This window comes from Porphyromonas vaginalis, assembly GCF_958301595.1.
Lineage (GTDB): Bacteria > Bacteroidota > Bacteroidia > Bacteroidales > Porphyromonadaceae > Porphyromonas > Porphyromonas vaginalis.
Window position 1 is genome coordinate 2254750 of sequence record NZ_CATQJU010000001.1, and the last position, 12928, is coordinate 2267677.

10 protein-coding genes are annotated in these 12928 nt (G+C 52.8%); all 10 read right to left on the bottom strand.

Translation table 11 applies throughout. The features are described 5' to 3' along the window. Nucleotides 1-167 precede the first annotated feature (167 nt). On the bottom strand, nucleotides 168-539 hold the full coding sequence (gene crcB / locus Q2J34_RS08785) for a fluoride efflux transporter CrcB (RefSeq protein WP_300970024.1): 372 nt from the start codon (nucleotides 537-539) through the stop codon (nucleotides 168-170). Nucleotides 540-710: 171 nt separating this feature from the next. After that, the gene (locus tag Q2J34_RS08790) at nucleotides 711-1466 is read right to left on the bottom strand and encodes a succinate dehydrogenase/fumarate reductase iron-sulfur subunit (RefSeq protein WP_297173072.1); all 756 of its coding nucleotides are present in this window, start codon (nucleotides 1464-1466) and stop codon (nucleotides 711-713) included. 24 nt (nucleotides 1467-1490) lie between these two features. Beyond that, nucleotides 1491-3434, bottom strand: coding sequence for a fumarate reductase/succinate dehydrogenase flavoprotein subunit (locus Q2J34_RS08795; RefSeq protein ID WP_300970025.1), 1944 nt, complete (start codon nucleotides 3432-3434; stop codon nucleotides 1491-1493). 28 nt (nucleotides 3435-3462) lie between these two features. Continuing rightward, nucleotides 3463-4206, bottom strand: a complete 744-nt coding sequence (locus Q2J34_RS08800) for a succinate dehydrogenase cytochrome b subunit (RefSeq protein ID WP_298888370.1) — start codon at nucleotides 4204-4206, stop codon at nucleotides 3463-3465. Between the two features lie 469 nt (nucleotides 4207-4675). Next, nucleotides 4676-6175, bottom strand: coding sequence for a histidine ammonia-lyase (gene hutH / locus Q2J34_RS08805; RefSeq protein WP_298888372.1), 1500 nt, complete (start codon nucleotides 6173-6175; stop codon nucleotides 4676-4678). A 6-nt stretch (nucleotides 6176-6181) separates the two neighbouring features. Further along, nucleotides 6182-6817 (bottom strand): cyclodeaminase/cyclohydrolase family protein, encoded by a 636-nt coding sequence (locus Q2J34_RS08810; RefSeq protein ID WP_298888374.1) that lies wholly within the window; start codon nucleotides 6815-6817, stop codon nucleotides 6182-6184. Between the two features lie 61 nt (nucleotides 6818-6878). Beyond that, nucleotides 6879-8153, bottom strand: a complete 1275-nt coding sequence (hutI, locus tag Q2J34_RS08815) for an imidazolonepropionase (RefSeq protein WP_298888376.1) — start codon at nucleotides 8151-8153, stop codon at nucleotides 6879-6881. A 141-nt stretch (nucleotides 8154-8294) separates the two neighbouring features. Beyond that, nucleotides 8295-9200 carry a glutamate formimidoyltransferase gene (gene ftcD / locus Q2J34_RS08820; protein ID WP_298888379.1) on the bottom strand — a complete coding sequence of 302 codons (906 nt, stop codon included), beginning with the start codon at nucleotides 9198-9200 and terminating at the stop codon, nucleotides 8295-8297. Between the two features lie 138 nt (nucleotides 9201-9338). Beyond that, on the bottom strand, nucleotides 9339-11846 hold the full coding sequence (locus Q2J34_RS08825; RefSeq protein WP_298888381.1) for a bifunctional UDP-N-acetylmuramoyl-tripeptide:D-alanyl-D-alanine ligase/alanine racemase: 2508 nt from the start codon (nucleotides 11844-11846) through the stop codon (nucleotides 9339-9341). 19 nt (nucleotides 11847-11865) lie between these two features. Next, nucleotides 11866-12867, bottom strand: coding sequence for a GSCFA domain-containing protein (locus Q2J34_RS08830; protein WP_298888383.1), 1002 nt, complete (start codon nucleotides 12865-12867; stop codon nucleotides 11866-11868). Nucleotides 12868-12928 lie beyond the last annotated feature (61 nt).

The window sequence follows — 12928 nt, forward strand, 5'->3', positions numbered from 1 at the left end:
TAGAGGTTAGAGACCGACAGCTAGTTGTGGGTACGCTCGGCTCTGGAGCAGACCATCGGTACGTCCATCTCCGTCAAGGCAATACGTTGCTCTCCTTTCGCCTCCTGAGACTGTTGACTTTTGCAACAGTCTCCTCCTATGCTCCTTTGGCTTCAGACGGCAGGCTATCAAGAAATGATGCTGCGTGACAAGTATACGCCTACCCAGAGAGCAAGCAGGCCGATCAGCACGCTGCCCACAATATAGAGAATGGCTAGCCCATAAGCTCCCTCACGAAGCATGGCGTAGCTCTCTGCTGTAAAGGTTGAGAAGGTGGTGAACCCACCGCAAAAGCCTGTGATAAAGAGCAACCGAAGATGCGCTGTATCGCTACACAAGCCGATCAATAGACCTATGAGAAAGCAACCCAAGACGTTGACCACGAGTGTGGCCAACGGTATAGAGCCGGTATAGTGACGAGCTAGCAAGATGGCTGTGAGGTAGCGCATAGCACTCCCGAGAGCACCGCCTAGCGCTACAAGAAGAAGCTGTCTGAGCATAATCCAATCTGAGTCGAAGTCAGTAACCTTATCGGTCTATATAGACGAGCTTGTTGCCTTTTCTATAGTCACAAGCCCCTCTAGACTTCGATAATAAAAAAAATAGGTAGCACTCTCTCTGAACGGGAGAGTACTACCTATTATATTTATAGGATGATACATCCTGTCTCGCTAGTCGCTCAACTTAGCACCGATGAACTGACGGTTGAGGCGTGCGATGTGGCTGATGGAGACACTCTTAGGGCACTCCAGCTCGCAGGCACGTGTATTCGTACAGTTTCCGAAGCCTAGCTCATCCATCTTAGCGATCATCGCCTTAGCACGCTTGTGCGCCTCAGCACGTCCCTGAGGTAGCAAGGCCAGCTGGCTCACCTTAGCAGAGACGAAGAGCATAGCGGAGCCATTTTTGCAGGCAGCAGCGCAAGCACCACAACCGATACAAGAGGCTGCATCCATCGCTTCGTCAGCCTTGTGCTTAGGGATGGGGATCGAGTTAGCATCAGGTACACCTCCCGTATTGACAGAGACATAACCACCAGCCTGTATGATCTTGTCATAAGCAGAGCGGTCGACCATCAAGTCGCGAATGATCGGGAAGCCAGCAGATCTCCAAGGCTCGACAGTGATGGTGTCACCATCCTTGAAGGTGCGCATGTGTAGCTGACAGGTGGTGATGGCATTGACAGGACCGTGTGGGTGCCCATCGATATACATAGAGCACATACCGCAGATACCCTCACGACAATCGTGGTCGTAGATAACGGGTTCCTTATCCTCGGCAATGAGCTGCTCGTTGAGTATGTCGATCATCTCAAGAAAAGAAGCGCTCTGAGGCACATCCTTGAGTGCATAGGTCTCAAAGTGTCCCTTCTCGCGGGGACCTCTCTGACGCCATACCTTGACTTTGATATTTATATTGTGATCCATTGCTATGATTATCTACAGGGTTGCTTAGTTCTTATAGTTACGCTGGAGACGCTCGGTGAATTCGTATACCAGTGGCTCCTTGTGCATGACAGGGTCTTGACCCTCGCCTTGATACTCCCAGCAGGAGACGTAAGCAAAGTTCTCATCGTCACGCTTTGCCTCACCCTCCTCAGTCTGATGCTCTATGCGGAAGTGTCCACCACAGCTCTCCTCACGGTCGAGGGCATCGTGTGCCATGAGCTCGCCGATCTCGAGGAAGTCTGCTAGACGCAGCGCCTTCTCTAGCTCGATGTTGAGATCGTCGACCTTACCTGGTAGGTGGAGGTCACTCCAGAAGACCTTGCGCAGTGCCCTGATCTTCTCAATACCTGTCTGCAGGCTCTCCTTAGAGCGTGCCATACCGACATACTCCCACATGATGTGTCCTAGCTCCTTGTGGATGCTATCGACCGAACGCTTACCATGCATCGAGGCAATGCGCTGGATGCGCTCCTTGAGTGCCTTCTCAGCCTCGTCAAACTCCTTGTGGTCTACGCTAAAGTGCGGTACCTGGATCTGATCCGAGAGGTAGTTCTGTATCGTATAGGGCAGGATAAAGTAACCATCGGCCAGACCCTGCATGAGGGCTGAAGCACCGAGACGGTTAGCACCGTGGTCGGAGAAGTTTGCCTCACCGATAGCAAAGAGCCCAGGGATAGTGGTCTGTAGCTCATAGTCGACCCATAGACCACCCATCGTGTAGTGGATAGCTGGGTAGATCATCATCGGGGTCTCGTAAGGATTGTCGGCAGTGATCTGCTCGTACATCTGGAAGAGGTTGCCGTACTTGTCCGCAACAACATCACGCCCCATACGCTCGATAGCATACTTAAAGTCTAGGAAGACAGCGAGACCCGTATTATTGACACCGAAGCCAGCATCGCAACGCTCCTTAGCAGCACGGCTAGCGACGTCACGAGGTACTAGGTTACCGAAGGCGGGATAGCGACGCTCGAGGTAGAAGTCACGATCCTCCTCGGGGATGTCATTTGCCTTCTTGGTACCAGCTTGTAGTGCCTTAGCGTCCTCCAGCTTTTTGGGTACCCAAATACGTCCATCGTTACGGAGAGACTCAGACATAAGCGTTAGCTTGGACTGGAAGTCTCCGTGCTCGGGGATACAGGTCGGGTGGATCTGCGCCATACAGGGATTGCCAAAGTAAGCACCCTTCTTATAGCACTGCCAAGCAGCTGACCCATTGGAGGCGATAGCGTTCGTCGTAAGGTAGAAAGCATTGCCATAGCCACCCGTAGCGATCACAACGGCATGAGCGGCAAAGCGCTCGATAGCACCTGTGACTAGGTTGCGAGCGATGATACCTCTAGCACGACCATCGATGATGACTAGGTCTAGCATCTCGTGGCGGGTGTAGAGCTTGACGCTACCCTTGTGTACCTGACGGCTGAGTGCTGAGTAAGCACCGAGGAGTAGCTGCTGACCCGTCTGACCACGAGCGTAGAACGTACGGGAGACCTGCGCACCACCGAAGGAGCGGTTATCTAGTAGACCTCCATACTCACGTGCGAAGGGGACGCCCTGAGCGACACACTGGTCGATGATTGCGTTAGACACCTCTGCGAGACGATAGACATTTGCCTCACGAGCGCGGTAGTCACCACCCTTGATGGTATCGTAGTAGAGACGGTAGATGGAGTCACCGTCGTTCTGATAGTTCTTTGCAGCATTGACACCACCCTGTGCAGCAATAGAGTGTGCACGTCGTGGTGAGTCCTGTATACAGAAGTTCAGCACGTTGAAGCCTAGCTCTCCTAGAGAGGCTGCTGCAGAGGCTCCTGCTAGACCAGTACCCACAACAATGACGTCGAGAAGACGCTTATTGGCGGGGTTGACTAGCTTCTGATGATTCTTATAGTTAGTCCACTTCTCAGCTAAAGCACCTGCTGGGATTTTGGCATTTAGTTCGCTCATATCTCTGATGGTTAAGATAGTTCGTAGATTAGATGATAGGAAGAGAAGCTACAGTATCCTCAGCGTAGGGGATAGCCTCATTAAGACTCTCAGGACCTGAGTAGATGAAGCCAAAGTAAACGACTACAACGGCAAAGATGAGTACCAGTAGTGTGGCGACGATGTAGCTGATGACATGGAGGCGGTTGAACCACTTCTTATTGTTCCATCCGAGTGTCTGGAAGGCACTCCAGAAGCCGTGCGTCAGGTGGAACCAGATAGCTACGAGCCATACGAGGTATAGGATTACCACCCAGACATTGCTAAAGGTCTGCACGACGAGCTGATAGCCCTCTGCGCTCTGACCGCCCGTCCACTCTTGTAGCTGCATCTTGCTCCAGAAGTGTGTTAGGTGAAAGACCAATAGCCCCAAGACGATGATGCCTAGGACAAACATGTTCTTGCTGGCCCAATCTATCTTGGCACGAGTGAAGATAGCATAGCGATCATTACCACGCGCCTTGCGATTGAGGAGCGTCAGCCAGGCCGCATAGATAATATGTACAATGAAGCCTAATGCAAGGATGGGCACCATAATCTGTACCAAGATATTGGTACCCATGAAGTGGCAAGCTTGATTGTACAGGTCCGTGGGGAACTCGCTATTCACGTTGATAGCATCGTAGACGGCCAGCAGGTTGATGCTGCCATGTAGCAACAGGAAGATAATCAAGAAGAGCCCAGATAGACTCATGATGAACTTTCTCCCGATCGATGATTTAAAGATCCACATATTTGTTGGTTTGGTTACTTAAGTGATGTTGTTATCAATGACTATTGGTCTGTCTAGATATGGCAAAAAGCTACGCAGCGCTACTCCTAAGAGCGACCTACCTAACCTTTACGATAGCGAGACTTACCCTTCACTCCACAAAGATACCAAAATACCTACAATTAACTACTATAACCTCATTCTAATTTATACTCCCGTACGATCCACAAAAATAAAACTCGTAGAGAGCACGCCTTCTTTGTGGTCTATTAGATTGTTTGCAGACTCTGGATAGGCATTGCGTACGTCCGAGGGGAGCCTTTATGCTCCCCTCATACTACCCCTGCACTATCTACTATTGGTATGGTACTTCTGACAATTATCGAGCTGGAATAAACAAAGTGAGCGTGCTGACTGTAGAGGTCAACACGCTCACGACTGGGTATAGTATGAGGGGGCGATGCCCCTACTCTATCCTTATAACGAGTGCTTATTCAAAGGGGAAGGTCTTGATGAGCTCCTCAGCCTTGTTCATCTGCTCGTACATGACGACGTCATCCTCGACACGAGGGCAGACCTTGCGGAAGGTAGCGAGGAAGCCCTCGAGACGCTCCGAGGTCTTCATAGGACGACGGAACTCGATAGCCTGAGCGGCATTGAGTAGCTCGATACCGAAGAGACGATAGAGGTTGGCGATGAGTGGCATAAGCTTCGTCGCTGCGTTAGCGCCCATAGAGACGTGATCCTCCTGACCATTGCTGGAGACGATACTATCGCTAGCTGCTGAGTGGCAGTACATCTTGTTTTGGCTGACCATAGCAGCTGCGGCATACTGCGGGATCATGAAGCCACTGTTGAGTCCAGGATTGGCCACGAGGAACTCAGGCAGGTCGCGTAGCCCGAGGATGAGCTGTGCGACACGACGCTCTGAGATATTGCCTAGCTCAGCGAGCGCTATAGCGAGGAAGTCGTAGACGATGGCTAGAGGCTGGCCATGGAAGTTACCGCCTGAGACGACCATATCGTCATCGGGGAAGACAGTTGGATTGTCCGTAACAGAGTTGATCTCAGTCTCTACGACACTACGCACGTAAGCGATGGCATCACGCGAAGCTCCGTGTACCTGGGGCACACAGCGGAAGCTGTATGGATCCTGTACCTGGGGCTTGGGCTTAGCGATCATCTCACTACCCTTGAGTAGCTCACGCATGTGGGCTGCAACCTGTATCTGTCCCTGGTGTGGACGTATCTGGTGCAGACGATCATCATAGGGTGCGTCTAGTCCGGCGAAAGCCTCTAGTGAGAGAGCTGCGCACCAGTCGGCAGCTAGCTTGAGGCGCTCTGCCTGTATGAGGGCGTAGACACCGTGTGAGCTCATGAACTGAGTACCATTGAGCAGGGCTAGACCCTCTTTGCTCTTGAGCTTGATGGGCTCCCAGCCAAACTTGCCGAGGACCTCGCAGGAGGGAAGCTTCTCGCCCTTGTAGCGTACCTCACCGTAACCAATGAGCGGTAGGAAAAGGTTAGCCAGAGGAGCTAAGTCACCTGAAGCACCTAGCGAACCGCGGTCATAGACGACGGGTAGGACATCCGCATTGAGCATGTCAACGATGCGCTGTACGGTCTCTACCTGTACACCACTATTGCCGATCTGCAGGGCATGAGCCTTCAGAAGGAGCATGAGGCGAATGATGGGCTCTGCGACCTCGTCGCCACAACTACAAGCGTGGCTCTTGACGATGTTTTCCTGAAGCTTGGTGAGCTGATCAGGCGAGATGGTGCGGTTACAGAGTGAGCCGAAGCCCGTGGTGACACCGTATATGGGCTTGTCGACCTCCTCGACCTTGCGGTCTAGGTAGTTGCGGCAGTGCTCAATACGCTTGATAGCCTCTGGTGAGAGGGTTAGCTCGAAGTGGTTCTCTAGATACTCTCGGCATAGCTCGATAGTGAGCTGCTCGCTACCGATGGCGAATGATTTGCGTGCTGACATGTTTCTCTATTTGCAAGCTTCCTTAGTATACTCTATGACCTTAGCCTCACGTTCGATCACCTCACGCTCGAGACGATCAGCCTCTGCGGTCATGTCTGCGACAAATTGCTCGTCCTTGATGGAGGTCAGGTTGATGCGTACGTTAAAGAGTGCCCCGATGATCGCATTACGTGCGGACATCATAGCGACACAGCCATCGGTGACGGCGTTTTGGTTACCGTTGGAGACAACCTCCTCGATATCGCTGAGCAGGCTGTAGACACGGCGAGCGACCTCCATAGGTACGTTGGCAGCAATCTTGGTAGCCTCTTGGATCTGGGCAGAGCGTGCAGCCTTCTCTTCGTCAGTCTCTTTAGGCATTTGGAAGGCAGCAAAGACAACATTGTAAGCCTCGCTATCACGATCTACATCGAGGATCAATTGCTGACGGATCTGCTGCACACGCTCGGCGAGCTGCTTCATCTGCTCCTCGACCTCGGCATACTTTTTCTTGCCAATGGTGAGACCTGCTACCATCTCCGTGAGAGCTGCTGCAATGGAACCACAAAGTGCTGAGATGCTACCACCTCCAGGTACAGGATCTTTGCCTGCGGTGACGTCAAGAAGCCCCTTGACGGTCAAGTCTGTTAGACTATTATTCATAGGATGATTGAGATTGTTTGTTTGTTAATTAGATGGGGTGCGACTAACTTTATTTAGAATGCTAGACGCTGGGTGCGGGCGTCACGAGTTTGTTTTCGTAGATGGTACCCGCCTTGATGGTGGCTCGTACGAGGTTGACACCAAAGTGATAAGAAAGGAACTTGTACGAGGGGAAGCGTAGCAACGCTAGGTCGCCCGCCTTGCCTACCTCGATGCTTCCGATCTGATCTGCACGACCGATGGCGGCAGCGCCATTGAGCGTGAGTGCGGTGACGGCCTCCTCGACAGTCATACCCATATAGATGGTTGCTAGAGCAAACATCAAGGGGATGGAGGAGCTGAAGCAGCTTCCTGGATTGAGATCAGAAGCAACGGCTACAGCACAACCTGCATCGATCATACGACGTGCTGGCGCATACTTCTCGCCTAAGCTGAAGGCGGTACAGGGCAGACAGGTAGCCACCGTGTCGCTCTGAGCCAATGCTTGGATACCCTTGTCAGAGATCTGTAGTAGGTGGTCTGCAGATAGACATCCTAGCTCGGCTGCTAGCTCAGCACCACCGAAAGAGACGATCTCGTCAGCATGCATCTTGACTTTGAGCCCTAGCTCCTTAGCACGAGTCAAGAGGATGCGTGTCTGCTCATGGTCGAAGACCCCCTTCTCTGTAAAGATGTCGCAGCACTCTGCCAAGCCTCGCTCTACGACTACTGGCATGACTGTGTCACAGAGGTAGTGGATGAAGTCTGTGGAGCGTCCCTTGTACTCGGGCGGCGTGTCGTGCGCTCCCATGAAAGTGGGATAAAGGTCTATCGGGTGCTGCTTCTGTAGCGTCCGAATGACCTCTAGCTGCTTGATCTCCGTGTCAAGCTCCATACCGTAGCCACTCTTAGCCTCAACGGTGGTGACTCCCATTGATAGCATGGCGTCTAGATGTGCAGAGGCACGCTGGGTAAGCTCCTCAGCTGTTGCGCTGCGGGTCGCTTTCATCGTGTTGGCTATACCCCCACCACGCTCCATGATACTCATATAGCTGTCACCAGCTAGTCGCCACTGGAACTCATCCTCACGGTATCCCCCGAAGATGAGGTGGGTGTGACTATCGACGAAGCCTGGCAGGACGCACCCGCCCTGAGCATCATAAGCGACGCAGTCGGCGTGGTCTACTTGCTCGGCTTCCTTCATGGTCCCGACGAAGGCTATCTTGCCTTGTCGTACGATGATGGCGGCTGGTCCTTCGATGACTCCAATCTGGCGCATCGCCTCAGCGCCATGCTGTGCGGTAGAGCCTGGACGGGTCACGATCTGACCAATGTTGTATAGATAGAGATTGGACATTAGATTTTAGAAGTTAGAGGTTAGAGAGTAGAGTTTCTAGGCTTTTTAGGTACACTAGTGTCCCTAGTGATACTAGTTGTACTAGGGAGACTAGCTATCCTAGAGACTCTACTCTCTAGTTGGTAAAACGTTCTCTTTGAACTACTCCATCATGCGGAGCTCGAGGATCTGGGTCTCGCAGAAGTTCTCGATGCCGAGGTAGTACTCAGCGCAGTCGATGAGAGCCTTCATAGGTACGAGGCCGATGACCTCAGCACCAACAATCTCGACACCGTAGCGACGAGCCTCCATACGTACCATCTCGTGAGCACGATAGACGGCTGTCTTGGTGTAGTCGGTGAGGTTCATAGAGACCTGTACGATGTGCCTGTCGGTCAGCTCTACGCCCATAGCCTTGCAGAAGCGTAGACCGCCACCGATGTGACGTACCTTCTTAGCAATCGCATCAGCGATAGAGAGGTCAGAGGTGTTGAGGTTGACATTGTAAGCAACGAGTGGCATACGAGCACCGACAGCTACGACACCTGCTGTGGGGTGGATATCAGCTGGACCGAAGTCTGGGTGCCACTCATCCTCGTGGATCTTCTCAGCCATACCCTCGAATTGTCCCTTGCGGATCTTAGCGAGGTTCTCACGATGAGGAGCTGTAGCACTCTTCTCATAGAGGAAGACGGGTACACCGATGCGCTCACCGATCTCCTTACCGACCTCCTTAGAGAGCTCGATAGCCTCCTCCATCTCCATATTGCGAATGGGGATAAAGGGGATAACGTCGACAGCGCCCATACGTGGGTGCTGACCCTCGTGCTTGGTCATATCGATCACCTTGACAGCGATCTCGACAGCCGCGATGACAGACTTGCGGACAGCCTCAGGCTCGCCCATGACGGTCACCACGCAGCGGTTGTGATCCTCGTCATTGCTGTAGTCTAGGAGCTTGACGCCCTTGGTCTCTCTAAAGGGTTGTACGATCTGCTCAATCTTTGCTTTGTCGCGTCCCTCGCTAAAGTTGGGGACACACTCTACGATCTTTGTCTGGATAGCCATTGTATTATCTATTTATAGTGTTGTGTATTGATATCTTGGTAAGCCTTTTCGATAGGTCTCCTCAAACATTCCGCTAAGTTACTGATTATTTGAAGTCCTGTCAAGCTTTTCAAGAGAGAAATAGTACTAAAGTGTTCGTTAACTCTTGTAATAAGTGCGCTTGATACGTGGTGAGAGCTTGGAAATCACTTCGTATGGTATAGTGCCGATGCGCTCTGCGAGGTCACTCACCTGCAAGCCTGGCACACCGAAGATGATCACCTCGTCACCCTCTGCGACCTTGCCTTGGAGTGCCGTGAGGTCGACCATGCAAGTGTCCATACAGACGTTGCCCACGATCGGACAGAGCGTGTCGTGGATCATAACGCTCCCCACGCCACAGCTAAAGCGTCTGTCATAGCCATCGGCATAGCCAATCGGTATGATACCGATCTGCCCGCCAGGAGCGACCTGCCCACGTCGTCCGTAGCCGATAGTCTCCCCATCAGGGATCGTCTTGATCTGTAGGAGCGTGGTGCGCAGCTTAGCGACAGGCTCGAGGGTGAGACTACCCGTAGCACTAATACCATATAGTCCTACTCCTAGACGCCCCATATCGTAGTGATGATGGTTATATCGCTCGATGCCCGCAGTGTTTTGGACGTGACGTAGAGGACGATAAGAGAGCTGACTCGTCAGGTAGTCAGCACCCTCATCATAGAGGGCAAACTGCTGTTCCGTGAAGTCGCTCATCATCGGCTCATCGGCAGCTGCTAAGTGCGTAAAGATACTCTGCACCCGTATCAGTGGCTCCACCTCGTGTAAGGTCTGAGCTAGATGCTCTAGGGTCGCTCTATCTGGCGTAAAGCCTGTACGGTGCATACCGGTGTCTAGCTCGATATGAACAGGATAGTGGCTCAGCCCCTGACGCTCCACATGACGGGCAAACTCACGAAGTATGCGTTCGTTGTAGATCTCAGGCTCTAGGCGACTCTGCGTCATCACCTCAAAGGCCTCAACCTCAGGGTTCATCACGATAATCGGAAGAAGGATTCCTTTGCTGCGAAGCTCCTTGCCCTCGTCAGCTAGTGCCACCGCCAGCGCTGCGAGATCTTGTTGCTCCAGAGCCTTGGCCAACTCGTAAGCTCCGATACCGTAGCCCTGCGCCTTGGCCATAACGATGATACGTGTCTCAGGTGAGAGGAGCGCCTTGTAGCTCTTCAGATTGCTCACCAAAGCCTCTAGATCTATCTCTAGTGTGGTCTCGTGTACCTGCTTGGCTAGGTGCTGTACGATCCGTTCGAATTGGAACTGTCTGGCCCCCTTGACCAAGATCTCCGCATGACTGATGGTGCCGAGCAGGTCATCGGCGAGGAGCTGGTCGGTCGTCTCGTAGAAGGCGGTCTTCCCTTCCCCACTCCCCTGGAAGTAGTCCTGATAGTTGCACAGCTCCCGTCCCACACCGATGAAGAGCGTGTGCGGATACTGTGCGATCATCTCCCCCACCTGCTTGTAAAGGTCTCGTGGTAGCTGAGCACTCTGTAGGATATCGGAGAGGATGATGACCGCTTGCTGATGCGAAGTGGCGGTGCGCTGCTTCTGAAAGTCTAGCGCGATGCGTAGCGAGTTGATGTCGTTATTATACGCATCGTTGATCAGTCTATTGCCTGCCTGCCCCTCTTTGACCTCTAGTCTCATCTCTATCGCCTCCAGAGTTGCAAAGCGCGCTAGCACCGCCTGGCGCTGAGCCGTGGTGAGTGGCAGGAGACCAATGAGACAGAGACAGTGGGTAGCGTTTTGTATGGAGGCTTGATCCGCAAAGGGAATGGTCACCGTGCTGCTCTCATCCGCATGCTGCGCTGTAATGGTTGTAGTGCCGTCCCCTGAATTGCTGTAGGAGACGTGGTAGTAAGCTTTGCCTGGGGTAAGGCTCCAGCCGATAGCTTTGTCCGAAAGTCCTAGGTTGTCAATGCCTCGCTGTATCTCATCACTGTCGGCATCGTATACAAAGTGATCAGCATCGACAAAGAGCTGAAGCTTCTCTTCGATCTTCTGATTGAGCGAGACGAAGTTCTCTTGATGCGCTGCCCCAATGTTGGTCAATATACCGAGCGTCGGTCGTATGATACGCTGGAGGCGTAGCATCTCCATCGGCATCGAGATCCCCGCCTCAAAGATAGCGAGCGTATGCTCCTCCTCCATATTAAGTATCGAGAGCGGCACGCCTAGCTGCGAGTTGTAGCTCTTTGGCGAACGCACGATACGATAGCAGCCTGAGAGGAGGTGGTAGAGAAACTCCTTGACGACCGTCTTACCATTGCTCCCCGTGATACCGATGACTGGATAGTCGTAGCGCATACGCCAGTGGCTAGCGATCTGCTGCAGCGCACGGAGCGTCTCCTGCACCTGTACGATATTGGCATCAGGATAGCGCTCCACGTAAGGCTCGATCGGCTCACAGATGAAGAAGGCACGCACCCCATGCTCATAGAGCTGGGGAATATATTTATGTCCGTCGCCCGAGGCGGTACGCATAGCGAAAAAGAGGCTGTCACTCGGAGAGGTGAGCTTACGACTATCGGTCAGGATATGCCGTATCGGACGCTCATCGACGAGATGCGTCTGGATAGGACGAAGGTACTCAAGGATGTTTTGCAGTGTAGACATTATAGTTGTGTAATAGGGGTCATAATGATTCGATGATGGAGGGTATGCAGAGCTTCTCACCATATTGCTTCTGGTAATGTGCTATGCGCTCAGCTATCTGTGCCTCTAGTCGCTCGGCTCCATGCGGAGTCTTAGGGCGATGCTGTGAGAGCTTACGCAGACGCTGAGCGGCCTGACGCATCTCCACCTCACGCGCCTCTTGGCTTGCCCAGTATGCGACGAAGTGATCTGCGATATAGTCGATCGCCTCTTCAGACGGATGAGTCAAGTCACTAGCGTAAAAGCGATAGTCCCGCAGTTCGTCATGCAGGATCTCATAAGCGGGGAAGTAATGACAGGCGGGTAGCTCACGACAGAGCGTGTCGCAGAGGATACGAAGCTTGCTCTTTGACAAGTTGCTCTCCGCCAAGCCATCCTGCAAGTAGCGCACGGGACTAACCGTCAGAACTACCTGCAGTGGATGCTTTGCAAGAAGCTGAGAGAGCGTCGCAAGCATACGCTCCTGAAGTAGTTCTAGTGAAAGGTCCCGTCTGTCGAAGAGACGAGCAGGCAGTTGCTGGCAATTTGCCACAGCACGACCATCCTCAGCCAAGTAGTAGACCTGCGTAGTGCCTAGGGTGATCCAGAGCCAGTCCGCCTCCGCGAGTCGGCTATGAGCTGTATACCATAGCTGGGCGGTCGCCTCATGCGCCTCCTCGAGACTCTCGCCATAGATCGCACTATGGTGGCGCAGACTGTAGTAGAGTCCGTCGCGCTCTATAATATAAGGAGTGTAGTCGGGTCTGTGCTGCTCATCGCGGAGCAGATCCTCTAGCGTATCGCAGATACTGATCGGATTGTAGAGCGTACCATAAGGATTGACCAGTACGTCATACCCAAGATGTCTCATACGCTCGCCTATATGCTCACTAAAGCAGGAGCCAAGTGTCAAGATACGACCCCCATATCGCCCCGCTATAGCTGTCGGCAGAGGGGCTATCTCGATCGGTGTGAACCACTGTATGGAGGGTGAGGTGAGCATCTAGTGAAGTGTCAAGGCGCAGAGCCACCACAAAGGTACAAAAAAGCGGGTAGCACTCGGC